The following is a 24,205-nucleotide window of genomic DNA, read 5'->3' as shown; positions in this document are numbered from 1 at the left end:
ATTGCGATAAAAATAGTCAAAATTAGTAAATACCGTGTTTTTTTTACAATACTATACTACCGTAAAACTGTAATGCTCCCATTATAAACGGAATGGTACTTATCTTTAAGTTCAATAACGTAATAATATACACCAACAGGTACCAGGTTGCCCTTATATGTTCCATCCCATGCGGCTAAATTACTTGCATTCTGATACATCGGCGTTCCATACCTATTGTAAACTGATATTTTAGACCCGGGATAGTTTAAAATGTTCCCAATGTTCCAGTTATCGTTAATGCCATCTCCATTTGGTGAAAAGCTTTTCGGAATTTCTATTGTGTTTAAAACAATTACCTCTATCGGAATTATTTTACTGCAGTTAAGTCCGTAATTAATTTTTAAGGTATAGGTTGTGTTTTCTCTTGGGCTGGCATCGGGGCTTAAGCTTAACGGATTTTTTAAACCAGTTTTGGGTAGCCATTCGAAACTGTAAGGCTCGTTCCCTAAATCTGTAATTACATTTAAATTAACTACTTTACCGTAATCTATGGTGAGCTTGGTAGGTGCAGTTACAGCAATGTCCCGATATGAAATGATTTCTACTTCATCTTTGGTAGTCGTATTACAATTGTTGTTTACAATTTCCCACTGAAGAACGACCTGTTGACCCGAAGGAAGATTATTGATAACTGCATTTGGATCATTAATACCTGCATCAGTAAATGGATTAAAGTTTATAGGTGAAATAACAGACCAGGTACCCACCTCATTCTCACCAGGTTTATTTCCGCTTAAAACAACAGATGATTTTCCGCATAGATCAAGATTTTCACCGGCGTTTGCAATGGTTGGTAATGGATTAACAGTGATTTTTAACACATTACTTAGCGCAGGGCAAGAATTGCTATATGTTGTTCTTCTAAAATAACCTGTGCGTGTTAGGTTATTCAATACAATATCTTTTGCTGTTTCATTTACGATAGTACCCCAGTTTGCCCCATCATTGCTCAATTCCCAGGTATAATGTATGGTCATACCAGCCGCCCCAACAGGATCGGAACCCGTAATGCTAAGGCGTTCGATTGTGTTGCCGCAATAATTTAACGTTTCAGTACTAATGATGTTATTTTGGGTATGTGGAGTGGTGGTAATCTCGTATTTAGAGTCGAAATAGGTGGTGCCGCTTGTGGTAATCATTCTTCTGTACAGCATAACTATGGGCGTATTTTCAAAATGCTCAATCGTTTTTAAAGAAAAATCTGCATTGTTAGCATTCTGGATATTTACCCAAGCTCCCGAATCAAAAAACTGCCATTGTATGCCAGGGCTGGTTCCAATAAAAGCTTCGCCGGTAAGCTGCACGGTTTCGCCTGAGCAAATTGCAAGCTTAGTTGTTTTATCTAAACCTATTCTAATATCTTTCTCAATAATACAATTATTTCCGTAGGTAATTTTGAGGTGGTAAATAGTTGTTTTATCAGGTTTCGCTATAGGCGCCAGTACATCCGGATGATCGAGGCCAGTATCTGGGCTCCATGTATATATGTAGTTATTAACAACAGGTGTTATGGTAGCGGGAATCTGTACCGATTGACCTTCGTTAATGGTCAAATTACTGGGTAAAGTTAAAATAGCTTCACTGTAATTGTGGATGGTGATAGTAGATGATGAGGATGTTGAGCAGATATCCTGATTGATTGTCCATTTTAAAACTACATCAACATCATTGGGTATATTGCTAATCTGCGGGTTAGGATTATGCTCATTAGCAGCATTAAAGGGATGGTAGTCTGCCGGGCTTACCACCTGCCATATACCAGTTTCGTTCAGGGCAACTGTATTTGCATTTAAGGTAACTGTACTGTTATTGCAAAGTGCAAAGTTATTTCCTGCAAATGAAGCTGTAACCTGTGGTTGAACTTCTATTTTTAACGTATTGCTATAACTAATGCAATTTGCCGAGAACGTAAGGCGTTTAAAATATTTTGTTTTGGCAATGGTAACCGAAAGGTCTTTCCCAGTTTCGTTATTTATATCCCGCCAGGTTAATTCGTCGTCGCTTTCCTGCCATTTATAAACCGCTGTTTCATTTTCTGCTCCCTGTGGAACTGTTCCGGTGATTACTACATTGGATGGACCACTACATAGTAGGTTTTGTACTGTACTGATTAAATTGTTAGTGGTAGCAGGGTGAGTTATAATATTTATTTCCGGTTCGATAAGTTCGGTATTTGCCGTAAACACCTTCCGTCTAAACTGATAGGTAATATCCTGGTTGGTAAAATTGGTAAGCCCTTTCAGTTCATAATCAATGCCCGCGCTGGCGTTAGGTGCGGCTATCCAATTGCCTGCTGGATCCTTAATCTGCCATAGATATGTATTTGAGGGTTTGGTATTGGCCGGAATGCCTGCAAGAATCTGAGTAGCTCCTGAGCAAATTGTTATTTCGTTTGTTTCTTCTACCTGTACGGTAACCAGCCATGTATAATCCTGGCAATTAGATGTAATGATGTATTTTTGTGGCTGGGTAAAATTATTGGCTACACCTGATAGTGGCGCAATAACACCTATATCGGTTGTTACCGTTGGTTTAAGTGCAGTAACATTGGTCCCGGCCCTAACCTTAATGGTTATCGTTTTATCCTGTGTGTTTATTAATGCAGGTGTTGTTTGTTCTGCAAGTTCAAATGAAACAATGTTTGCATCACCGGTAAACTTAATTTGGTTGTATTTTGAAATGTAGCCATCTGAAGTGCTGTTTTTTGCAGTAATCTTTAGATCACATATTCCGGGGTTAAAATCTACAGTGCTACAAAATGATCCGCCAAGTAAAACATTCTTCTTTGAATCGACTGCAATTTTATGTCCAAAGTTTCCCGAGCAGCTACTGCCAAAATTAAATGCCCACACATAATTACCTGCTCCTGTATATTTTCCAAAAAATGTATCCCTTCCACCGTGATAGGTTAATGTTTTATTTAAGCTGGCATCACCAAAAATCAGGGTTCCATCAAAGTAACCTCCAATATATACGTTATCATCTACATCAGCGGTAATATAATAACTATAAGGTATTGGGCTATTGCCACCGATGTTTTTGCCCCACAATGTTGCGCCTGAAGAACTGTACTTTCCAACGAAAAGATTTTTCCCTCCTGTTGATGTTAAGGTAACATTGTTTGTAGGAGAGCCGAGGGTTACCGTACCGCTATAAACACCAGTTAGGTAAATATCGTTGTTTGGCCCCGAGGCTAAAGAGGATACAACTGCAGAGGCCCCATCAATTTTGTCGGACCATATTAGCTGGCCGGTTTCCGTGTATTTTGCAATAAAGTAATTTGGCGAAGTACCTGTAATATTGCTGACCGGACCTTTGGGGTTTAAATCTATGCCGGACGAAAAATAGCCCATTATGATAATTTCATTGTTTGTATTGGTTATTACATGCCGGATCTCATCAGTACCGAACGAAGCGAAACCATAAGCCCATTGAATATTACCGTTTTTGTCATATTTTGCCATAAAGCCATCTAAGCCTGCTTTGGCTGTTAGGTTAAAACCGCCGAGGCTTATGCTAGATGAATAGGAGCCTACAAAGATAACATTACCTAAACGATCAGCGGCAACAACATGCCCATATTCGGTTGATGAGCTGCCAACATTTTTTGCCCACTTAAAATTGCCATCCAGATCTAACTTTACAATAAAAGCATCGTTTCCGCCGGCATTGTTAAGATTGAAGGTGCCCGATCCCGGATCACAATCCATGCTCGACGAACTAAACTGGCCGCCAAAAATTACATTTGATTCATCATCAACTGTTAAATTATTCACCTGGTCAAGCTCTGATCCGCCAATGCTTTTTGCCCAGATTAATTTTCCATCAGGTGTATACTTAGCAATAAAAACATCATAATCACCATCCGATGTTAGATTAACCGGTGCAGAAACGCCCGATAAATCTACAGTGATTGTACTTCTGAAATTTCCAGCAATGTAAACATTATCAAATTTATCAACAGCAACACCGGTCACCTTACTTTCCCCAAAACCGCCAATATCCTTAACCCAATCCGGAATGGGCTGCTGTTGTGCATAACTGTTAAAAGGAAAGATAAAAAATGCCAAAAGATATAATAACCTATAAAGTGGCGGGATTTTATTGTGCATTATAAGAGCGGTAAAACAGTGTTTTTAGATTATGGGAAAAAATAAAAATAACACAAATCTACAACTAATTAAAATAGCAGTTCAATTATGGCCTAACGATTTTTTTTGATGATTTTTCTTATTGCAGTAACTATTTTTTTATCCAGACCGGTTTTGGCACCATCAGAAAAAATATACAAATTGCTTTGTGTTGTCAACTCATTTTGTTGCAGAAATTGTAACGTACGCTCGGTATGCTGCGGACGATTGTATAAGAAAAGTGCTATTGGGCAAGGCTTTGCATTTTTATATTTATCAATTAAGCTTATCAATACGGGCTAGGTATTTTTACCATATAAGAAGTTTAAAGTTCATATAAGTTTGGATATATCTTGCCCTCGGTATTCACATTTAATCACTAAAATATCTGCAGGTTATGGTCAGATTTTTTGGTTAACACGGCATAGGCATTGGCAAACTGCTCTTGTTTTTTCTTCACAAACAAATTGCCTAAGGTTTTTTTAATCCCGTATTCCAGTTCAATTTTTAAGTTTTTAGAAAATGTTTTTGGTGCTTTTCTATTGATAAACGCATTAAATTTTACCGTTTGTTTCATCCTTTGATCTAAGCCAAAGCGGTAATCTTTGGGCACTTCAACTACAATATATTTAGCAACCCGCTTCAATTCGAGGATCAAGATCCTTTCGTGTTCTACGTGTTCTAAAACATGTGCGAGAATAATCAGGTCGAAAGTATCATCTCCATAAGGAATTTTATATCCATCGAAAGTTTGTGCTTCTTTTAAACTGGCGAGCTTACGATCCCTTATAATATCTACACCACTTTGTGCAATTGCTAAGCATAAAGTTCTGGTGCGAAATGCCATTCATTTAAAAAATGTAAGATACTTCCATCTCCGGCACTAACCTCAGGTACTTTTTTAGGTTTTACTCCTTTGCGTACATCAACAATGTTCTGGGCTTTATATTTTGCACCAAGCATTCTCCAGGCCACATCGCTATTGCTATAAAATTATCGTAGGCCGTTTTTACTTCTTCGCTTAACATATGAGTTATTAAGCAGAAATATAACTTTTGAGAAATAAATACCTATCAGTAATAATAAGTCAGAAATATAAAAGTTTTATGCTGTATATTTATTATTGTGTTATTAATAATACTTTAACGTAAAAAAAATAATTTGTATTTATGTAAAACTTTATTTTATTTGTATGTAGTTTTTTGCAGCGTAATATTTTCTTTCAACACAGTATACGTTTGTAATCTGATTAATTAAAATAAGGAAAAATTAAAATTCTTCTGATGCCAAATGAGTGCTCAGTAGATAATTGTCTATAATCTAAATTAACCATTATGAAAAACAGAAAAATGATTGTGAGGTTGCTCATGATCCCAGCTATTTCTATCTCAATTTTCGCCTGTAAAAAAGGAGAAAGTAATGTTAGCCAGGAGGAAGTAAAAAAAACAGATGCTGTTTACTCCTACATTAGAAGCCTAGGTTTCCCAGCATCAGCTATTAAAGATCTCGGCAAAGAATATCTTGTAGAAGAGGATATTGCCTTCTCAAAGGATATGATTATCCCTTCAACTTCAGGGCCAAAAACAGAACAGTATTATACTGGAAATCTCGTAAGTTCTGCTAACAGAACCAATATCAGAATTTTTGTTGATGCATCTATGGCATCTTTAAGTGCGGAAGTCAATTCTGCAGTTAGCCAATGGAATACTGTACCAAGTTCTAATATTCATTTTAATCTTGTAACAAGTGGTAGCTATGATATTCTCATTATGGATGAAAATTTAGGAAATGGTTATTGCGGTGTTGCCCGTTTTCCTATTAATGGAAATGCCGGAGGATTAATTAAGATTAACAAGACTTATATCTCTGGAAATAGTTTTGACCAGAGACAGCGGACAATTGCCCATGAGATAGGCCATTGCGTTGGATTCAGGCACACAAATTGGTCTGCAAATGGCGAACCACAAAACGGTACTGATGATATTGGAACTCCAGCAAGTGCGATAGACGTTCCGAATGTTGGTGGCACAGATCCATCTTCTATAATGAATGGAGGTCAGTGTGGTATCGGTGCTGCTTATTTCTCAGTTAAAGATAAACAGGCTATTGCTTCATTATATCCTGTAGTAACTTCAGGTCCATCAGGAACATTAACCACAATGGCAGGGATAGACATAGGCGTAGATGATGGTGTATATTTTTGGGGTTTATCTGGCTTGGTTACTAAAGGCAATTCAACTTCAATTAATGGCCCTACCCAACAGTATTTTCTGCCTTCTGGTAAGAACTTTGGTGATGTTATAGATATGGCGATTTCTAGCTCAGGCCGTAGTTACGTGTGGTACAAAGACGGTACCATGTCGGTAGGTCAGAGTATTGGTAATTTCGGAGATTATATCCTGCCAAAAAGTTATATTCTTCCGGCAGGGAAAACACCTTTAGATGTGATAGGCATTGCAATCTTAAAATCTAACGATCACTGCTTTGCATTTTATAGTGATGGTACATTTTCTGAAGGAAACTCTACAGACCTTGGCGCATATGTTGGTCTTCAAAATTATGCGCTTCCTCCAGGAAAAAATTATAATGAAATCGTTGATATAGGTATTGCAGCTAGTTCCGGGTGGTTTTATGCATGGTATTCTGATAATAAAATGTCTGTTGGAACATCAACTGATTTAAACTATTGGATTCCACTAAAATCTATGGATTAAATCATTGATTTTTTTCAGTAATATATCTTATCCAAAGATAAAATAGTGCAAAGTTTAATTAACAGAATGAACTTGATGTATTTCGGGTTCATTCTGTTAAGTTTATGTAGATACTATCGAAGTATAAAAAAGTTATAAGTTAATTGAAAAGATTATACTATATATTATAGAACGCAAACCTAACCCTGACAAAAGCTAGGATTTAATAAACTTTATGCAGTATTTAAACTATACAGCTTTTTTAGTTTATATTTATATTTTTGTCCATGATTAAAGCGATAAAGAAAGCCCTATTAAAATATTTGCCAGTTAATTATTTCGCATATAGCAAATCATATTCACAAGATGGTGAGGATATGATACTTAAAGCGATTTATGAGCAGAAAAAAGGGTATAAAGGCTTCTTTGTAGATGTTGGCGCACATCATCCTGTAAGGTATTCCAATACCAATTACTTTTATAAACGTGGATGGAAGGGGATCAACATTGAACCTACGCCCTCGGCTATTGGCGCTTTTAATACATTCAGAAAAAGAGACATTAATTTAAACATTGGCATAGGTCCCGAAAAAACCAAACTTAAGTTTTACTGTTTTAACGAACCTGCATTGAATAGTTTTTCTGAAGAAGTTTCTAAAAGGATCGACGCCGAATCCGGTAAGTATAAAATTATAAAAGAACTTGATATTGATGTACTGCCTTTAGCTGATGTTTTGGATCAATATCTGCCGGCCACTACCACTATTGATTTTTTAAGTATTGATGTTGAAGGTTTGGATTACCAGGTTTTACTTTCCAATAACTGGGATAAGTATAAACCAAGTGTTATTTTGGTAGAAGAGAATGTTAATGTTGATGAGTTGAATAATTCGCCGATATACAAATTTCTAAAGGATAAGGGTTACACCTTTTTTGCAAAAACTTTACGCACCTGCGTTTATCGCCTATAATTATTTTTTAAATATTTTTTGGAACGCGGTAATAAGGAACAGTGATTTTAACATCATCAAACCTTGTTGCCGCGTTTTTTTGAATAGCAGAATAAAAAAAGTAGAACAGAAATAAGCAATTACCGTAGCTATAGCCGTACCGATCATACCCATTTTTGGGATCAGGATTAAGTTTAATACAATATTAACGGCTGCTCCAAAACCCGTACGGATAAAGGTAAGACGGCTAAATCCTTCCGCAATTAGATACTGACCACTCGCTACACCTAAGAAAACAAAAATACTTCCCCATACATGTAAGGCTAACGCTGGCGCGGCAAATGCGAATTCAGGGTTGAATAACCAATAAATATACGGTGCAGCAAAGGTTACAAATAAAGCAAACGCAAGACTTAGCCAAGCCATTAAATCGTATAAATTTTGAAGCCTTTTTTGGTACCGCTCTGAATTATCTCTTCTGGCATTTAAAATTGCAGGAAAAAGCGAGGTTACAATGGCCACAGGTACAAAGTTTAAGGCTTCGCTTAAGCTAACCGCGGTTGCATAAGCTCCGGCCTCTACAGTTCCCTTTTGCCCCATAATTTCTTTTAACATCAGCAGATCTATCTTCATGTAAACCGAAACCATGATTCCCGAAATAATTAACGGCCACGAAAAGTGGAGCAATTTGATGGCTAATTCTTTATTAAAATTCCACTTAAAAATGGTTCTGCCCTTCCGTTGGTAAACGTAAAAATAACCTATCGATAGCAGGGCGGTATCAAAAAGAAATGAATAAGCAAAATAGATCAATTTCGCAGAAAATACAATCAGCGCAACTTTGGTAAGCGCTGATATGACATTTCCAACAATCTGTACCTGCATAATATATTTCGACTGGACTTCGGACTGGAAATAAGAATCGATTACGGTTAAAGATTGAAACAAGCCCGTAAAAGATAATATTAATATAATATGGTATGGAATGTCAGAAAGCGGGCGGATGGTCCAGGCTAAAAAAATAGCAGGGATGCAGACCAGACCAGCAATAACCTTTAATAAAAATGCAGTCCCTAGTATGGTATCTCTATTTCCCGGAAACTGATGAAGTTCTTTTACAATGAACTGATCGAGGCCAAGACCAGCAATGGATGCAAAAAGATAAGTATAAGCAATCGCACTTGTTAAAATGCCATTGTTAAAAGCAAGCAAGTAGTTAGCTACCATAATGCTAACAGCCATTTTAATAGCCAAACTGCCAACTCTACCAAGCATTAACAGTCCCGTATTTTTTAAATACTTGTTAAATGCTTCTTCATCAAAACCTTTTATGGCGGGTAATTTCATTACCGCAAAGATGTAAAAAAATGTGCGTTAAGTGTGGTACCCTAAATTCAAATATTTTTATTGGATATGTGGAGGTTAGCTTTCAATTTTGTTTCTAACATTTTTGTCTTGGCAGTTTTAGCTCACGCGTTTGAATAACAGCCTTAGTGCTTTCTTTCTTTTCGCTGGCCTTACAGGCAAAAGTATAGTAAGCATGGAGAGATAAAAAATATATTTCACGAGCACATATTTTAGGATTAACCAAATATGGCGAAATTAATTTAGGCCTGAAAGCTCTTTTCTATTCTTTCTAACTGTTTTAGGTGGTGTTTTAAATGTATTTCTATAAACCTAAGCCATTGTTTAGCATTTAAATAACCTAATCTTGGGTGTTTCGTTTTGCTGTTGGTTTTTGCATGTGCAAGTAATGGGTAGTTATCGTCCAAAGCTTTTTCAAACTCTAAAATGAAATCGAGGGCTTCTGTTTTACTGATCTTTTTTACACGCTCTGCCAGCCGTTTAGGCACCTTATACTTTTTTGCAGGAGGTAACGTACCCAGTAATAAAATCAGCTTTACCATAAAATGAGTCGATTTGTTTTCGCCTTTGCCATTTGCTGCGTGTGCAAAGGCAATTATTGAAAGTAGGCTCGAATCAAATATATGTGAGTATACCTCGCTATAACTCCAGCCAGAAATTGGAGGGGTAGTTTGGAAAATATCTTCAGGGTAACGCAATAATTTCGATTTGTAGGCATCGACCACCTGATGTATCGATGCCTTCACTTTTGCAGCCGTCATTTAATAAAGATAGTCTGAATTACGGTTTCTCCAAATATTTTAAAAATTCATCTTTATAGTAAGGGAATTCAAAAGTCTCAGCAATTGTAAAATAATTTTGTGGGTCTACAACGGTTTGATAGAGGCTTTTGGCAATTTTCAAACGTTCTTGATCAAATGTGAATGTTTTAAGGATAAGTTTGCTCTGACTGCTGGAAAACGAAGCATTTTTACTTACTGCATTAATTAATCTTACTCTTTCGTTATCAAAATCGGATTTTTTATAACTGGTATAAAATTCCTGAAAAGCCTCTGCCGATAATAAACGGTAATTCGGATCTGGCTGCGGCAGCACTGGCGGAACAATACCTGTATTATAATCTCCGGTGTACCCATCAAAATCGTCTAGGGCGTATTGCCTGTTCTGAAAGATATTGAGCTGTTTCAGCGTGATTAATTCCTTACCTTCCAGACTTAAAACAAGCCTTTGTCCCGGAATCACTCTTACGCGTTGTTTTAAGATTTCCGTATTGCCCTGAATAATAGATAGTACTGGTGTAGAATTGTAGACATCGTAAAAGCGAAATCTACCAGTGGCTGAAGAGACAAGTTCTTCGTCTAAATACACGTTGTATTTGCCAGGATTAAGGATCTCTAAGAAAACTTCGGCAGATCTGCGGTTGTTTTGAGCAAAACTTAGGGTAGCAAATAACATTGCCAGTCCTAAAAAGATGGTTTTTTTCATTTTAATTAAGGTTTCATTTGTGTGTGTTTTGAATTAATGCCAAACAAATGCCAAAACCAAACAAAAAAGGAGTAGGATCAAAAAAGTTTTAACAATTCTTCTAAATGAAAGATTTCCTGTTTTACATCTTCAGGTTTTTCTTTTTGCAAAGGATTAAAAAAGATGGCCTCCATACCAAAACCTAAAGCACCATAAATATCGGCTTCTAAACTGTCGCCAATCATAATGCTTTCAGTCTTCAAAGCCTTTGCTTTATCCAATGCATATTCAAAAATGACAGGATTTGGTTTATTTACCCCCACATCTTCCGAAATGATTACATTTTCGAAATATGGATTAAGATTCGAAAGATTCATTTTGGTTAAGGTGGTTTCCTTAAACCCATTAGAAATAATATGCAGGGTATACTTTTGCTGAAGATAGCCCAAAACGTTTTCTGCCCCTTCGAATAAATTTGTTTTAGTTGGTGAAATATTTACATAGTCGTCTTCAAATTGATGAGGAACAACATCAGGATGAATTCCCAACTGAATAAACGTTTTGCTAAAGCGCTCTGATCTTAAAAAATCTTTTGTGATTTTGCCCAGGTGATAGTCGGCCCACAACTGATGGTTGTTTTCGGTGTAAGTGGAGATAAAATCGGCGCAGGATTTAAGACCGAGTTCATCCAGTTTATAAGTGTGATAAAGCTCGTTTAATGTTTCTTCGGCATTGCGGTCAAAATCCCAAATGGTATGGTCAAGGTCGAAGAAGATATGTTTTTTCATTTGTGATGTTTTCACAAAGGTAGCTTAATGATCTTTGATTTATAAATAATCAGCCACCTTTGCGTTTAGTTTCTTCACCTATAAATTGATAATTAAATCTCAGTATTTAGGTTCCTAATAGAACCAGATTTAATCGGTCAAAAAAAATGCCTGAAAGCCAGGCATTGTAATTATTTTTTCTTTGGGTTGGGTAGCCCAAATTTCTTTAGTATTTCCAGCGCTTCTTCAGTCTTTTTAACAAAGTATTGATCATTCTCATATCCTTTCACATGCGTACTGATAATAGCATTGCCATGATCTATGTTTTGATGTCCCTTTTTGATTGTAGTAGGCATATTGTCTCTCCTCTCCTTGTTGTTACCAAATATAACAGTTTATTTTTTCTTTATCAAGAAAGCTGTATATGCTTCCTCTCCTGTAAACTCTTCCCATCCTTCGTCTCCTAAACCATATACATCAAATTCCGTGCTAATTATTTGTAGCATTTGCATTAGTTTTCGCTGATATAATCTTGTTCTTATGGGTGTACTCCCATGTGCAAAATCAACTCATCAGGGTAATGGTCCAAAAAATCATAAACAGTATTTGCAACGGTAGACAGCACTTTCTCCATGTCTCCATTATTGCTGTTTGTAATATCGCTTATATTACCATCCTCCATAAGATCGCCAAACCCCAGATTGTAAACAGTACCTATTCCTGGAATATTTAACTTTGAGTATTGGACAATTTTTTGAATCGAACCATTTACACCCTCACTCGTAAATTGATAAGTTAGGAAATTTTTTTCAGCAAAATATTCATATTGATTTAAGAACATATATAAATTAGTCTTCTTCAAATATATAAATCTCAGAAGACACTAAAGTATGTTATTCGATTGCTTATTAAAAGAGAAAATAAGAACTACTATAAATATTCAGCCACCTTTGCGTTTAGCTCCTCAATAAGCTCCTCATCCATGTACTGATAATCATCCGGAATATCGAGCGTAATAATTTCCTTTTCTTGCATTTCTTCAGGAAAACGTTCGAAAATCCTTTGTTTATGTTTTTTCTCCATCACAAAGATCAGATCTGCCCAGATAATCAGTTTTGTACTGATTTTAATCCTTGCCGATGGTTCCGTGCCAGCTGAGCGTACCTGGTGTTCGGGATGATTCTTATAAATGGTCTCGGCAGTAGCACTACGCCATTTATTTCTACTGCAAACAAAGAGGATATTCATTTTATATTGAGCGTTACAAGACTCGGAACTAAAGACTTCAGACTAATAACTAACCTAAATCTTCTCTCCATAAGCTAAATCCCCGGCATCGCCAAGACCCGGTACGATGTAAGATTTACTGGTCATTTCCTCATCTATTGCCCCAAGCCAAAGTTTTGCTTTAGGCAGATTGGCACGTACATGGGCAACACCTTCTGCACTCGCTATTGCAGCAACGATATGAAGCTCGGCAATTTTGTAGCGGTTCATCAGCTCTTTACAGCACATCACCATGCTTTGCCCGGTGGCCAGCATTGGATCGGCCATAATCAAAACTTTTCCTTCTAAATCCGGAGTAGAAATGTAATCCATTTGAATTACAAAATCGCCGCCCTTATCTACTTTGCGATAAGCAGAAATAAAGCAGCATTCGGCTTTGTCGAAGATGTTGAGCAGGCCCTGTTGAAGTGGTAATCCTGCCCGGAGTATGGTAGCTAAAACAGGCTGTTGGCTTAAAACTTCACAAGATGATACCCCTAAAGGCGTTACGATTTCCTGATGAGTGTATGTCAATGATCTGCTGATCTCGTAGGCAAAGAACTCACCAAGCCTTTCGAGGTTTTTGCGGAAACGCATTGAGTCTTTCTGGATATGCTCGTCACGAAGTTCGGCAATAAAAGTATTGGCGATAGATTTTGTCTTGCTTACATCAAAAATCATTATGTGTTTTTTTGAAATATTAGGGATTAATAATTAAAATTAGCAATTCTGAGTCAAATAATGTTAAACTAAAATCAATTCCCTGCATGATTAAGCATTTCTCTGAAAAGTGATTTTAACTTCTTGTATTTAGGATGATCTGATAAACTTTTCAAGCTCCAGCTGCTATAAAAGGTGCCATTTACCATTTTTACTGCATCAATATATTGATGTATTTTTTCTGTTGCCGCTTCATGGGTTAAAAATTGAAAGATATGATCGGTTAAGCAATAGGAATGGACTACCAAAGGTGTTACTTTCTCGAGCTGGAGATCATACCAGTTAAATGGAGTGCACGTTCCCGCCCTAAATCCTGGTGCATTGCTATAACCCATAGAATAATCGGAAGTAATGCCCGAATTAAGAATATTTAAATAACAGATCGGGAATTTTAATACTTCTAACTGTTGGCTGGTTGATGTAGTAAGGTTTGGATGGATTTTTTTAAGCTTAACCAAACCTTCTTTAATTTCAGTTATCTTTTGAGTGTTGCTGGCGCATGGCCTTAACAATCCAACTGATTGATTATTCAAGATTTTAGCAATGTTGTCTGCCCTGATGTAATCCATCGGAACATCAGGAAAATCGAGAAAATAAAGGGGATTGCTTTTTTTTGAAACAAAGATTTCCTTTACCTGCTCAAGCACTTGTTCATTATTAATCGCAACTCCTGTTAACCTGTCAAATTTCGAACCCAGGTAGTTATTCTCTTTTTTAAATACAGCACTGAAAATAAATTTCGTCTTGTTTAAGAAACCATCAGGCAGATGGGTTAACATATTAAAATGGATGGTAGGCTGGTGCTGAAATTTCTTTTCCTGAAACTTAAAAGCCGGATGCTTTTTCCTGATGATACTTTTAATGATTAATGCCCACTCGTCAATAATCGGCTTATCAAGCACCCTCCATTTATGCTGATAACTTTTTGAGGGCTTAAATTCTTCTTCTGTATTTCGCTGATGAAGGTATTCTTCGTACCTGCTGATCATAAAAAAGGATGCAGCAAAAACATCGAATGGTAAGGCAGATTGCTCTACCGGAAAAGGAACCTGGTATTCTCCAAATGAAACGGTTTTGGGTTTAATTTCTTCTAATTTATTAGAGAAAAGCAAAGGTGTACTTTTAAAGAAAAGTTCTTCGCCTAAGGGTTCATCGCCATAACTGATTTTGATGTGTTCGCTCTGCAGAAAATATGTGCTATTGCCCGTAAATTCTAATTCTGCTTTAAGGATATCTTTAAAAATGAAATTGAAGATATATTTAATCCGAGGCGTTAATATGTTGGAGAAGATGATTAGATGCATAACTTATTTTTAACAACGCTGTATTTAAAAAAAGATTACAAGAAATATTTCTCAGCCTATATTAACTTAACTAATATTGATCATTAAAATTAACGGTAATTTAACACTGAATCATTATCTAATACAAAAATTACAATTAAAAGTTTGCCGTGAATTTCTTTTCAGGGTAAAGTATTTTAGTACTTTTACGGGTGCTACCTTTCACCACATGTACGATACTCATCTGATCATCAAACATATCGTATAAAATGCTATCGTTAACCTCAACAGATTTTATAGCGGCAACTTTTTCAACTTCCAGGTAAATATTAGTGGCCTCATGGTCGATCTCAAATCCGATGTAGTTCATGGCAACAGCTTTGCCGTTGGCTTTTAGCTGTAAATGAGAAAGCAGGTATTTTTTGACCAATTCATCCATCGTACCTTTCATATTCGGATTGCTCAGATCGATTTTCTGTTTGTATAGTTTGGCTAAAATTGCCTCGAAATCGTCTGAGAAGATTTTACAGCTTATTTCTAAAGTTTTATCCTTTGCATTAAAGTTTACTTCGGTAGTACTTACATGCAGTGGGTGTTTTATACCTGCTTTGACCGAACAGCAAGCACAGCATAATAACAAAAGGATATATTTTAATCTATGCATCAGTATTAAGGTGTTATAGCCAGCAAAGTTAAGATTTAAAGCTTAAACCAGGCAATTGCCTCGAATAACATAAAAATTAGTAACAAATTTGGTATTTATGCTTTTGTTTTAAGGATGTTTGGGCTTTTTGCAATTAAAAACATAATTTTAAGCTTTATAAACTATTTTAAATCCAATAGTTAGCTTATTATTTCATGCAGTTGCAAGATTTTGTCTTTTATTTTAAATTGGGTTGGGAGCATATTATCAGTACCGACGCTTTAGATCACCAGCTGTTTGTTTTAGCCCTGGTGGCTATTTATAGTTATGTCAATTTAAAGCAGGTGCTCATATTGGTTACGGCCTTTACTATTGGTCATTCATTTACCTTACTTTTAAGCGTATTGGATATCATCAGGTTTGATAGTAAGTGGGTAGAATTTTTAATCCCATGTACGATTGTAATTACGGCAATCAGCAATTTGTTCAGAAAAAATTTCTCCTTAAAATCAATTAAGATCAATTACTTTTTGGCATTGGGTTTTGGATTGATCCATGGCATGGGTTTCGCTAATTCCATAAGGATTATGTTGGCAAAAGACCAGAACATTGGTTGGGGCTTATTTGGCTTTAATGTAGGGCTTGAGGCAGGACAGATTTTTATGGTGATTATCATTCTTTTAATTACTTTTTTAATTTTCAATTACACCCGCATAAAACGTATGAGCTGGGTTTTATTTATATCAGCAGCTGTATTTAGCCTGGCTTTAAAAATGGCTTTAGAACGAATTCCTTTTTAATAAATACATAATGAATAAACTATTTACTTTAACCGGCCTGCTATTTCTTTCTGGAAGTTTAGCTATGGCTCAAAATATTCAGAATAACCCTGGGAGCAATCACGGAAATAAGTTTGAGCAGTTGGGCACTATTTTGCCAACACCAAACGAACAACGTACCGCCAGTGGCGCACCGGGCGTTAAATACTGGCAGCAACGTGCCGATTATAACATTAAATGTGAACTGGATGAAAAAAACCTGTTGCTTACGGGATCTGAAACCATTACCTATACCAACAACTCTCCTGATCCTCTAACTTACATCTGGTTGCAGCTTGATGAAAACGAGCATAGCACCGATAAGAACGCAAACTATCAGGATGCTACCAAAATGCCTCTTATGGGCACAACCAAAAATTTAGACCAGATAAGTGCAACTGCGAACAATGGCGATGGGATCAACATTACCAAATTAACGGATGCAACAGGTAAAAACCTAAAATACACGGTTAATAAAACCATGATGAGGATTGATTTGCCAGTAGCTTTAAGAACCGGACAGAAATTGATTTTCAATATCGACTGGAACTATAAAATTACCGACAGAATGAGTGTTGGTGGCCGCGGTGGTTACGAGTTTTTCCCGGCTGATGGCAATTACCTGTTTACCATGACACAATGGTACCCACGTTTGTGTGTGTACAGCGATTTTCAAGGCTGGCAGAATCACCAGTTTACAGGAAGAGGCGAGTTTGCTTTAACTTTTGGCGATTTTAAAGTCCAGATGACCGTTCCTGCTGATCACCTTGTAGGCTCAACTGGCGAATGTCTCAATTATAGCGCAGTTTTAAACCCTACGCAATTAACTAGGTACAATGCTGCAAAAACGGCGACTGCACCTGTCGAAATTCAAACTTTGGCTGAAGCTAAAGCAGCGGAAACCAAAAAATCAACTGCTAAAAAAACCTGGGTTTTCAACGCCAGTAATGTTCGCGATTTTGCATGGACTTCTTCCCGTAAGTTCATCTGGGATGCCATGCCACAAAAAATCCAGGCCAACAACAATACCGTAATGTGTATGAGTTTTTATGGAAAAGAAGCTTACAACCTGTACAGTAAATTTTCTACACGTGCAGTAGCACACACCATTAAAACCTATTCAGATTTTACCATTCCTTACCCTTACCCGGTTGCGCAAAGTATCGAAGCAGCCAATGGAATGGAGTATCCGATGATTTGTTTTAACTATGGCCGTACGGATACAGATGGAACTTATAGCGAAAGCACTAAAAACGGAATGCTTGGTGTAATTATTCACGAAGTTGGGCACAACTTTTTTCCGATGATTGTAAACAGCGACGAACGCCAGTGGACCTGGATGGATGAAGGTTTGAACTCGTTTGTTGAGTATTTAACAGAAGAGCTTTGGGATAACAAATTCCCAAGCAAAAAAGGGCCTGCCTACACCATTGTCGATTATATGAAACTGCCTAAAGATGAGTTAGAACCCATTATGACCAACTCTGAAAACATTGCTCGTTTTGGCCCAAATGCTTATTCAAAACCGGCTACAGGCCTGAATATACTTCGCGAGACCATTATGGGCAGAGAACTATTTGATTACGCATTTAAAGAATATGCAAAAAGATGGGCTTTTAAACATCCGCAACCGGCAGATCTTTTCCGTACCATGGAAGATGCCAGTGGCGAAGATTTAGATTGGTTTTGGCGAGGTTGGTTTTATGGAACAGATCCATGCGATATCTCATTGGATAGTGTGAAATTTGCTAAAGCCGATTTCCCTAAAGAAGTTCCTGCTGCCAGATCGAGGATGGTTAAAATTGATAAACCTGCGGTGAATGCTTTTGAAGATATTTCAAAAATCAGAAACCGCGAGGATAAAAAAATCAACTTCTATGTTGATAAGAATACTGCGGCACAGGATTTTTATTATAAATACGATAGAGGATTGGTAACTGTTGACACTACTGTAGCTACAAAAATGGATATGACACCACCTTTAGAAGTTGTTGCAGAATCCGATCAAAGTAAATATGCCAACCAGTTTTTATATGAATTAAGCTTTAGTAACAAAGGTGGTTTAGTAATGCCTGTTATTGTGGAGTTTACCTATAAAGATGGCACCAAAGAGATCGACCGTATCCCGGCACAGATCTGGAGACATAATGAACTGAAAACTTCGAAATTCTATGTGAAAAACAAAGAAGTTGCTTCAATTTTAGTCGACCCATTGCGTGAAACTGCTGATATTGATACCTCAAACAATAGTTGGGGCGGTAAAGCAAAAGAAAGCAAATTCAAAGTTTACAAAATGAAAGCCGGCGGTGCTGTAAGAGGCCAGTCGGTTGGTAAAAATCCAATGCAGGCCGCCGCAGGAAAATAATAGCGTCATCATTATCGCGGATCGTCATTCCCAGCTTGATTGGGAATCTTAAAGCTTCTGCATGACGAGATTTCATTAAACTCCCTGTTGAAGAAAATTCAACGGGGAGTTTTTATTGAATTTGAGGTAGAATATCTAACAAAAAGGTTTTAATGTTGGTTATTTTAATATCATGTGATGATAGGTACGTTTCGCTTTTTGGCGTAATGATATATTTATACTTCGGTTCCAGATCCTTTATGCAGCTAATAAACCCTTTTGATACTGTTGGAGCATTCGACAGTTTAATTTCAATACATGCTATTGGTGTAATGCCTTGAACGAGGATTAAATCACATTCTGCTCCGGTTTGTGTCCTGTAAAAAAAAAGGTCAGTCTGCTTTGCTTTCATCTGATAAATCTGCTCAATTACATAGCCCTCCCAGGATGCGCCTACAGCTGGGTGACCAAAAAGATCGTTATAACCTGGGATATTTAATAAACGATGAAGAATTCCCGTATCCCTTATATATGTCTTAGGCGACTTAATCAAGCGCTTCTTCGCATTAACAAACCATGGCTGCAAACGTCTGATCAAAAATCCTCCCTCTAAAAAATCTAAATACTTATTAACAGTAGGTGCGCTTACGCCTAACGATCTAGCGAAAGACTCTCCATTAAATAAATTTCCATTCAAATGAGCAAGCATACTCCAGAAGTTTCTTAGTAAAGTTGGCGCTAGTTCTACGTTAAACATCTTAGCCAAGTCTCTTTCTACATAACTTACAATAAAATCATCAATCCATTCTTTACTTAACAGATCGGTTTCTGCCAATATAGATTCTGGAAACCCACCACGAAACCAATGTTGCTCAAAGCTTAATTCATTTGGCAGTTCAGTTAATCCTATGGAACATAATTCATTGTAAGAAATTCTTCCGGCTAATGTTTCAGAAACTCCCTTAACCAATTCAGGAGAAGCAGATCCAAGCAATATAAATCTTCCAGGAGTTCTTTTTGCATCAATTAAAGGGCGTAATAAAGAAAATAATTCCGGCAATAATTGAACCTCATCAATAATTACGGTATAATCTTGCAAGCTTTCTAAGAAAGTATAGGCATCCCAGAGCTTAGCCACATCCCGGGGATTTTCCATGTCAAGATAGATGTAATCGCTGCTTAAACTTTTTGCTAAAGTAGTTTTTCCAACCTGCCGTGGCCCGAGGATTGCGATTGCGGGAGACTTTTTAAGCTTATTCTTTAACTGTGCTGCAAGATTTCTAATAATTAGCATAAACAAATATACACACAAACCTAGTAAATCAAAAGTTAAACTTTCGATTTACTAGGTTGATAGCCATTTAAACGTTCTAAACATAATATTTAATTTTCATCATAAATCATATGTATAATCTTAAAACTTTTATTAACCGATCAATCTCCAACTTTCCTGACTTTCGCCTGTTTTACTCTTTAGTCCCTAAATCGTATATTTGATATACTCATGAAATTTAAAATCACCTCAGAATACCAACCTACCGGAGATCAGCCTAGTGCCATTAAACAGCTGGTGGATGGTGTAAATGCTAACGAACATTATCAAACCTTATTGGGCGTAACAGGATCTGGAAAAACGTTTACCGTGGCCAATGTAATTGAGCAGACCCAAAAGCCTACCTTGATTTTAAGTCACAATAAAACTTTGGCAGCACAGCTTTACGGAGAGTTCAAAAATTTCTTTCCAGAAAACTCGGTAAATTACTTTGTTTCTTATTATGATTATTATCAGCCAGAAGCCTTTATCGCTTCGAGCAATACCTATATTGAAAAAGACCTGAGCATTAACGAGGAAATTGAGAAACTGCGCTTACGTACCACGTCATCACTAATGAGCGGTAGACGGGACATTATTGTGGTGTCATCCATATCATGCATTTATGGTATGGGTAATCCGGAAGATTTTTCCCGGATGGTTTTCCGCTTCGGTGTAGGGCTTCGGATTTCGAGAAATGCATTTTTGCATAGTTTGGTAGAGATTTTATACTCGCGTACCACAACCGAATTTAAAAGGGGAACTTTTAGGGTAAAGGGCGATACCGTAGATATTTATCCGGCCTATCTGGATCATGCCTACCGCATTTCTTTTTTCGGCGATGATATTGAAGAACTTTCGGCAATCGATCCTGTTTCAGGCAAAACACTCGAAAAACTGGAAGATATGGCTATTTATCCTGCCAACCTTTTCGTTACGCCAAAAGATAGATTCAATTCTTCGATTTGGGGAATACAGGAAGAGCTGGAAATCCGTAAGAACCAGTTAATTGCAGATCGGCATTTATTGGAAGCAAAACGTTTGGAAGAAAGGACCAATTTCGATATTGAAATGATGAAAGAACTGGGCTATTGTTCAGGGATTGAAAACTATTCGCGTTTCTTTGATGGAAGGCAGCCTGGTATGCGTCCTTTCTGTCTGCTGGATTATTTCCCTGAAGATTATTTAATGGTCATTGACGAAAGTCATGTTACCGTTCCTCAGATCAGGGCCATGTATGGTGGCGATAGATCGAGAAAATTATCTTTAGTTGAATATGGCTTCCGTTTACCGGCCGCATTGGATAACCGCCCTTTAAATTTTAATGAATTCGAAGCCCTTGCACCACAAACCATTTATGTGAGTGCAACTCCGGCTGAATATGAATTGGAAAAATCAGAAGGCGTGGTAGTAGAGCAGGTGATCAGGCCAACCGGATTGTTGGATCCTGTTATAGAGATCAGACCTGCCATTAACCAGGTTGATGATCTTTTGGATGAAATAGACATTACCATAAAAGATGGCGGACGTATTTTGGTTACTACGCTAACCAAACGCATGGCTGAAGAATTGACAAAATATCTTGATCGCCTAAACATTAAAACCAGGTACATCCACTCCGAAATTAAAACTTTAGAGCGGGTAGAAATTCTACGCGGTTTACGTTTAGGGGAATTTGACGTTTTAGTAGGTATTAACCTGCTACGTGAAGGTTTGGACTTACCTGAAGTTACTTTGGTTGCTATTTTAGATGCAGATAAAGAAGGTTTCTTACGGTCTGAAAAATCATTGATCCAAACCATTGGCCGTGCGGCCCGTAACGATAAAGGGCGTGTAATTATGTATGCTGATGGCATTACAGATAGTATGTCGAAAACCATCTCTGAAACGAACAGACGTAGAGACATACAGATTGCATACAACCTTGAACATGGTATTACACCAAAAACTGTCGGAAAATCAAGAGAAGCAATTTTAGAGCAAACATCGGTACTCGATTTCTCTCAAAAAGCAAGCGACAATAAAGCAAGGGCTTATGTAGAAAATGCAGAAATCAGTATTGCTGCAGATCCGATTGTGCAGTATATGGGTAAGGCCGAACTGCAAAGGGCAATTGATACTACCCGTAAGGATATGCAGAAAGCAGCAAAGGATATGGACTTTTTACAAGCTGCAAAGTTGCGCGACGAAATGTTTGCGCTGGAGAAAATGTTTAACGAAAAGTTCAGCAAGTAACGATTTGGTTTTAAAGATTGATTTTTAGATCATTTAAATTAGAATTGCCGGGTAAGAAACCGGGAATAGATTTTAGTAAATTACCTTAACATTCAAAATAATTACAGATTTTTGATGTTTTCATCATCAAACAATAAAGCACAATGGACGGTCAAAACAGAAAGGACATTTATCCGGGATTAGAAGTCGGGATTATATTGAAGAAAGATCAACGTTCTGGAAACATCACTTATGGCGTGGTGAAAGATCTGCTTACTTCATCGGCATTTCATTCCAGGGGGATAAAAGTGAGGCTCGAGGATGGGCAGGTTGGCCGCGTAGCAGAAATAGTTGAAGATTAATCGGCGATATTAAAACCTTTTTAGCTGATTTGCGTATTATATTTGTAATAGGATTGCAATTAAAGGCTAAATAAGTAACAAAATAAATGTTACGACGTCTATATTTGTAACAACAGTAATTTAAAGAATGTTAAGTTTAGTAAAATTTATTTTCATAGCAATATTGGTACTTTGGCTGATCAGGATGTTGATCAGGTTAATTCTGCCAATGCTGTTTAATAACCTGGCCAGTAAAATGCAGAGTCAGGCAACAGGACAGCAACAACAACGACGGTCAAAACCAGAAGGCTCTATTTCAATAGATTATATGCCTCCAAAGCCTGATCAAAGTAAAACAGATAAACTCGGCGACTTCGTAGACTACGAAGAAGTGAAATAAAATTAAACCCTGAACTTGTTTCAGGGTTTTTTGTTAAAATTCAACATGCCATTTCAGCCTGAAATTTGATCATCTTATTTCTTTTCTCAATAAGCTTCAACATATAATTTTTAAGAAATATTTTTTCTAGAAGCCGGCCTAATAAGCCAAACGGTGCGTGAAACTCAAAAATATCAGTCATCTCTGTTTGAGCATCTATAATTTTAAACTGGTGTTGGTGGTGGAGTTTTTTAAAAGGTCCCTTAATCATCTCGTCAATGAAGAACGTTGGATATTCCATCGCACTAATCTTATTGGTCATTTCGAACGGAATGCCAAAGTGCCTGGCGCTCCAGGTAACGGATTCATCCAGGTTAATCATACCACTACTTTTTCCAGCTATTGCTTTTTCTTCAGACGATTTCATCGACTGTAAGTGAAGATCAATACTTCTAGCCAGATCAAAACAGCGCCTAATCGGTGCATTAATCAACGTTTTGAAGATAATTGTGGGCATACACTTCCGTTTTAGCTATAATTACCTTATCGCTTCCTGCTCAGCGCTGCCATTGCCTCATCAATCTTTGCGTATCTAAACTCAAATCCACTATTTAGTAGCACTGCTGGCTTAACCCACCTGCTTTTTAAAATCAGTTCCGTTTCCGTTCCGATGATTTTTGCACCAATAGCCAATAACCAGGCTGGAGCAGGCAGGCCGAAATTGCGACCAAAGGCCTTTCTGATGCTACGCATAAAAACATGGTTTTTAATCACTTCTGGTGCCGTGCAGTTTACAATTCCTTCAATTTCTGGGTGATCAAGGAGCCATGCTATACTACCTGCAGCGTCCTCTTCGTGGATCCAGCTCATGTACTGTTCACCATTGCCCTGTTTACCGCCCATACCCAATTTCACCAGGTTAAGTAAGCGAGGAAACGCCCCATCTTTCAGGCCTAAAACAATACCCATTCTAAGGGCTATTTTTCTGGTATTGGGCGTGTCTGTTTCAAAAAAGCTATTTTCCCAGGCTTTGCAAACTTCAATAGAGAAACCTTCACCGATTTCGCCTGTAAACTCATCTTGTGGATGGTCTTCGGCATGGCGGTAAATGGTTGCAGAAGTAATATTGATCCAGAGTTTTGGCGGCTTTTCCATTTCTCCGATCACTTTGCCCAGTAAATGGGTGGGAATCAATCTTGAATCAAAAATTTCTTTTTTGTTTTTTTCAGTATACCTGCAGTTTACATTTTTACCGCAAAGGTTAACCAGGAGGTCAGCCCCTTGTAAGCTGTACGCCCACTCACCCATGTTTTTACCATCCCATACCAACGTTTTAATATTGCCCGTTCCGGCTTGTACTTTTCTTGACAGAATGATCACTTCATCAGCATGGCTGCTAAAATATTTCGCTAATACACTGCCCAAATAACCATTTCCGCCGGCCAGTACAATTTTTCTGTATTTCATGATATGA

The 24,205-nt window shown here is 37.3% G+C and carries 23 protein-coding genes and 1 pseudogene; 7 read left to right on the top strand and 17 right to left on the bottom strand.

Annotated features, from left to right (window positions below; all coding sequences use genetic code 11):
• Positions 1 to 56: 56 nt before the first annotated feature.
• The 4 genes from ACUN24_RS03225 to ACUN24_RS03210 all read right to left on the bottom strand — a co-directional run bounded on the left by ACUN24_RS03225 (position 57) and on the right by ACUN24_RS03210 (position 5,147).
• On the bottom strand, positions 57 to 4,154 hold the full coding sequence (locus ACUN24_RS03225; RefSeq protein ID WP_445561224.1) for a T9SS type B sorting domain-containing protein: 4,098 nt from the start codon (positions 4,152 to 4,154) through the stop codon (positions 57 to 59).
• 92 nt (positions 4,155 to 4,246) lie between these two features.
• Positions 4,247 to 4,465 (bottom strand): hypothetical protein, encoded by a 219-nt coding sequence (locus ACUN24_RS03220; protein WP_445561223.1) that lies wholly within the window; start codon positions 4,463 to 4,465, stop codon positions 4,247 to 4,249.
• Between the two features lie 86 nt (positions 4,466 to 4,551).
• A complete protein-coding gene (locus ACUN24_RS03215; RefSeq protein ID WP_445561222.1) occupies positions 4,552 to 5,019 on the bottom strand; it encodes a class I SAM-dependent methyltransferase in 468 nt (155 codons plus the stop codon).
• Positions 4,989 to 5,147 carry a hypothetical protein gene (locus ACUN24_RS03210; protein ID WP_445561221.1) on the bottom strand — a complete coding sequence of 53 codons (159 nt, stop codon included), beginning with the start codon at positions 5,145 to 5,147 and terminating at the stop codon, positions 4,989 to 4,991. The genes ACUN24_RS03215 and ACUN24_RS03210 overlap by 31 nt, the downstream gene beginning before the upstream one ends.
• A gap of 359 nt (positions 5,148 to 5,506) precedes the next feature.
• On the opposite strand from ACUN24_RS03210, the gene ACUN24_RS03205 reads away from it, so the two are divergent.
• Together ACUN24_RS03205 and ACUN24_RS03200 are read left to right on the top strand one after the other, a co-directional pair.
• A complete protein-coding gene (locus tag ACUN24_RS03205) occupies positions 5,507 to 6,886 on the top strand; it encodes a M57 family metalloprotease (protein ID WP_445561220.1) in 1,380 nt (459 codons plus the stop codon).
• 266 nt (positions 6,887 to 7,152) lie between these two features.
• Positions 7,153 to 7,836 (top strand): FkbM family methyltransferase, encoded by a 684-nt coding sequence (locus ACUN24_RS03200; protein ID WP_445561219.1) that lies wholly within the window; start codon positions 7,153 to 7,155, stop codon positions 7,834 to 7,836.
• Here ACUN24_RS03200 and ACUN24_RS03195 read toward each other — a convergent pair whose 3' ends face one another.
• The 10 genes and pseudogenes from ACUN24_RS03195 to ACUN24_RS03150 form a co-directional block, all read right to left on the bottom strand.
• The gene (locus tag ACUN24_RS03195) at positions 7,837 to 9,162 is read right to left on the bottom strand and encodes a flippase (protein ID WP_445561218.1); all 1,326 of its coding nucleotides are present in this window, start codon (positions 9,160 to 9,162) and stop codon (positions 7,837 to 7,839) included.
• A gap of 260 nt (positions 9,163 to 9,422) precedes the next feature.
• Positions 9,423 to 9,941 (bottom strand): hypothetical protein, encoded by a 519-nt coding sequence (locus ACUN24_RS03190; RefSeq protein ID WP_445561217.1) that lies wholly within the window; start codon positions 9,939 to 9,941, stop codon positions 9,423 to 9,425.
• 19 nt (positions 9,942 to 9,960) lie between these two features.
• The gene (locus ACUN24_RS03185; RefSeq protein ID WP_445561216.1) at positions 9,961 to 10,665 is read right to left on the bottom strand and encodes a DUF4476 domain-containing protein; all 705 of its coding nucleotides are present in this window, start codon (positions 10,663 to 10,665) and stop codon (positions 9,961 to 9,963) included.
• Between the two features lie 77 nt (positions 10,666 to 10,742).
• A complete protein-coding gene (locus ACUN24_RS03180) occupies positions 10,743 to 11,432 on the bottom strand; it encodes a YjjG family noncanonical pyrimidine nucleotidase (protein ID WP_219076783.1) in 690 nt (229 codons plus the stop codon).
• A gap of 170 nt (positions 11,433 to 11,602) precedes the next feature.
• Positions 11,603 to 11,767 carry a hypothetical protein gene (locus ACUN24_RS03175; RefSeq protein WP_445561215.1) on the bottom strand — a complete coding sequence of 55 codons (165 nt, stop codon included), beginning with the start codon at positions 11,765 to 11,767 and terminating at the stop codon, positions 11,603 to 11,605.
• Positions 11,768 to 11,806: 39 nt separating this feature from the next.
• Positions 11,807 to 12,252: pseudogene (locus ACUN24_RS03170) on the bottom strand (DUF6934 family protein).
• An 89-nt stretch (positions 12,253 to 12,341) separates the two neighbouring features.
• Positions 12,342 to 12,659 carry a low molecular weight protein tyrosine phosphatase family protein gene (locus tag ACUN24_RS03165; RefSeq protein ID WP_445561214.1) on the bottom strand — a complete coding sequence of 106 codons (318 nt, stop codon included), beginning with the start codon at positions 12,657 to 12,659 and terminating at the stop codon, positions 12,342 to 12,344.
• Positions 12,660 to 12,713: 54 nt separating this feature from the next.
• Positions 12,714 to 13,358, bottom strand: a complete 645-nt coding sequence (gene upp, locus ACUN24_RS03160) for a uracil phosphoribosyltransferase (RefSeq protein WP_315421352.1) — start codon at positions 13,356 to 13,358, stop codon at positions 12,714 to 12,716.
• A gap of 74 nt (positions 13,359 to 13,432) precedes the next feature.
• A complete protein-coding gene (locus tag ACUN24_RS03155; protein WP_445561213.1) occupies positions 13,433 to 14,701 on the bottom strand; it encodes a DUF7033 domain-containing protein in 1,269 nt (422 codons plus the stop codon).
• Positions 14,702 to 14,837: 136 nt separating this feature from the next.
• Positions 14,838 to 15,344 (bottom strand): DUF6702 family protein, encoded by a 507-nt coding sequence (locus ACUN24_RS03150; RefSeq protein WP_445561212.1) that lies wholly within the window; start codon positions 15,342 to 15,344, stop codon positions 14,838 to 14,840.
• A gap of 194 nt (positions 15,345 to 15,538) precedes the next feature.
• Here ACUN24_RS03150 and ACUN24_RS03145 point away from each other — a divergent pair, with 194 nt between their 5' ends.
• Together ACUN24_RS03145 and ACUN24_RS03140 are read left to right on the top strand one after the other, a co-directional pair.
• Positions 15,539 to 16,123: a HupE/UreJ family protein gene (locus ACUN24_RS03145; protein WP_445561211.1), complete on the top strand. Its 585-nt coding sequence runs from the start codon at positions 15,539 to 15,541 to the stop codon at positions 16,121 to 16,123.
• Positions 16,124 to 16,133: 10 nt separating this feature from the next.
• Positions 16,134 to 18,506, top strand: a complete 2,373-nt coding sequence (locus tag ACUN24_RS03140; protein WP_445561210.1) for a M1 family metallopeptidase — start codon at positions 16,134 to 16,136, stop codon at positions 18,504 to 18,506.
• Between the two features lie 112 nt (positions 18,507 to 18,618).
• Here the strand turns inward: ACUN24_RS03140 and ACUN24_RS03135 are convergent, their stop codons facing one another.
• Positions 18,619 to 19,779 carry an ATP-binding protein gene (locus tag ACUN24_RS03135; RefSeq protein WP_445561209.1) on the bottom strand — a complete coding sequence of 387 codons (1,161 nt, stop codon included), beginning with the start codon at positions 19,777 to 19,779 and terminating at the stop codon, positions 18,619 to 18,621.
• Positions 19,780 to 19,989: 210 nt separating this feature from the next.
• Here ACUN24_RS03135 and uvrB point away from each other — a divergent pair, with 210 nt between their 5' ends.
• From uvrB to ACUN24_RS03120, 3 genes are all read left to right on the top strand, one after another.
• Positions 19,990 to 22,032 (top strand): excinuclease ABC subunit UvrB, encoded by a 2,043-nt coding sequence (gene uvrB, locus ACUN24_RS03130; RefSeq protein ID WP_445561208.1) that lies wholly within the window; start codon positions 19,990 to 19,992, stop codon positions 22,030 to 22,032.
• 143 nt (positions 22,033 to 22,175) lie between these two features.
• Positions 22,176 to 22,373: a YwbE family protein gene (locus ACUN24_RS03125; RefSeq protein ID WP_090497912.1), complete on the top strand. Its 198-nt coding sequence runs from the start codon at positions 22,176 to 22,178 to the stop codon at positions 22,371 to 22,373.
• Between the two features lie 127 nt (positions 22,374 to 22,500).
• The gene (locus ACUN24_RS03120; protein WP_445561207.1) at positions 22,501 to 22,752 is read left to right on the top strand and encodes a DUF4834 family protein; all 252 of its coding nucleotides are present in this window, start codon (positions 22,501 to 22,503) and stop codon (positions 22,750 to 22,752) included.
• Positions 22,753 to 22,792: 40 nt separating this feature from the next.
• Here the strand turns inward: ACUN24_RS03120 and ACUN24_RS03115 are convergent, their stop codons facing one another.
• Together ACUN24_RS03115 and ACUN24_RS03110 are read right to left on the bottom strand one after the other, a co-directional pair.
• Positions 22,793 to 23,248: an SRPBCC family protein gene (locus ACUN24_RS03115; protein WP_445561206.1), complete on the bottom strand. Its 456-nt coding sequence runs from the start codon at positions 23,246 to 23,248 to the stop codon at positions 22,793 to 22,795.
• Positions 23,249 to 23,274: 26 nt separating this feature from the next.
• Positions 23,275 to 24,198 carry a TIGR01777 family oxidoreductase gene (locus tag ACUN24_RS03110; RefSeq protein WP_445561205.1) on the bottom strand — a complete coding sequence of 308 codons (924 nt, stop codon included), beginning with the start codon at positions 24,196 to 24,198 and terminating at the stop codon, positions 23,275 to 23,277.
• Between the last annotated feature and the right edge of the window lie 7 nt (positions 24,199 to 24,205).

This window comes from Pedobacter sp. WC2501 (genome assembly GCF_052682415.1).
Note: the sequence above shows the minus strand (reverse complement) of the source record. Positions and strands in the feature narration are given on the sequence as shown.

What these genes read in the sequence shown, in the direction of transcription:
- ACUN24_RS03225 (WP_445561224.1), bottom strand. Translation starts at nt 4,154, where the DNA reads ATGCACAATAAAATCCCGCCACTTTATAGGTTATTATATCTTTTGGCA.
- ACUN24_RS03215 (WP_445561222.1), bottom strand. Translation starts at nt 5,019, where the DNA reads ATGGCATTTCGCACCAGAACTTTATGCTTAGCAATTGCACAAAGTGGT.
- ACUN24_RS03205 (WP_445561220.1), top strand. Translation starts at nt 5,507, where the DNA reads ATGAAAAACAGAAAAATGATTGTGAGGTTGCTCATGATCCCAGCTATT.
- ACUN24_RS03200 (WP_445561219.1), top strand. Translation starts at nt 7,153, where the DNA reads ATGATTAAAGCGATAAAGAAAGCCCTATTAAAATATTTGCCAGTTAAT.
- ACUN24_RS03195 (WP_445561218.1), bottom strand. Translation starts at nt 9,162, where the DNA reads ATGAAATTACCCGCCATAAAAGGTTTTGATGAAGAAGCATTTAACAAG.
- ACUN24_RS03190 (WP_445561217.1), bottom strand. Translation starts at nt 9,941, where the DNA reads ATGACGGCTGCAAAAGTGAAGGCATCGATACATCAGGTGGTCGATGCC.
- ACUN24_RS03185 (WP_445561216.1), bottom strand. Translation starts at nt 10,665, where the DNA reads ATGAAAAAAACCATCTTTTTAGGACTGGCAATGTTATTTGCTACCCTA.
- ACUN24_RS03180 (WP_219076783.1), bottom strand. Translation starts at nt 11,432, where the DNA reads ATGAAAAAACATATCTTCTTCGACCTTGACCATACCATTTGGGATTTT.
- ACUN24_RS03175 (WP_445561215.1), bottom strand. Translation starts at nt 11,767, where the DNA reads ATGCCTACTACAATCAAAAAGGGACATCAAAACATAGATCATGGCAAT.
- ACUN24_RS03165 (WP_445561214.1), bottom strand. Translation starts at nt 12,659, where the DNA reads ATGAATATCCTCTTTGTTTGCAGTAGAAATAAATGGCGTAGTGCTACT.
- upp (WP_315421352.1), bottom strand. Translation starts at nt 13,358, where the DNA reads ATGATTTTTGATGTAAGCAAGACAAAATCTATCGCCAATACTTTTATT.
- ACUN24_RS03155 (WP_445561213.1), bottom strand. Translation starts at nt 14,701, where the DNA reads ATGCATCTAATCATCTTCTCCAACATATTAACGCCTCGGATTAAATAT.
- ACUN24_RS03150 (WP_445561212.1), bottom strand. Translation starts at nt 15,344, where the DNA reads ATGCATAGATTAAAATATATCCTTTTGTTATTATGCTGTGCTTGCTGT.
- ACUN24_RS03145 (WP_445561211.1), top strand. Translation starts at nt 15,539, where the DNA reads ATGCAGTTGCAAGATTTTGTCTTTTATTTTAAATTGGGTTGGGAGCAT.
- ACUN24_RS03140 (WP_445561210.1), top strand. Translation starts at nt 16,134, where the DNA reads ATGAATAAACTATTTACTTTAACCGGCCTGCTATTTCTTTCTGGAAGT.
- ACUN24_RS03135 (WP_445561209.1), bottom strand. Translation starts at nt 19,779, where the DNA reads ATGCTAATTATTAGAAATCTTGCAGCACAGTTAAAGAATAAGCTTAAA.
- uvrB (WP_445561208.1), top strand. Translation starts at nt 19,990, where the DNA reads ATGAAATTTAAAATCACCTCAGAATACCAACCTACCGGAGATCAGCCT.
- ACUN24_RS03125 (WP_090497912.1), top strand. Translation starts at nt 22,176, where the DNA reads ATGGACGGTCAAAACAGAAAGGACATTTATCCGGGATTAGAAGTCGGG.
- ACUN24_RS03120 (WP_445561207.1), top strand. Translation starts at nt 22,501, where the DNA reads ATGTTAAGTTTAGTAAAATTTATTTTCATAGCAATATTGGTACTTTGG.
- ACUN24_RS03115 (WP_445561206.1), bottom strand. Translation starts at nt 23,248, where the DNA reads ATGCCCACAATTATCTTCAAAACGTTGATTAATGCACCGATTAGGCGC.
- ACUN24_RS03110 (WP_445561205.1), bottom strand. Translation starts at nt 24,198, where the DNA reads ATGAAATACAGAAAAATTGTACTGGCCGGCGGAAATGGTTATTTGGGC.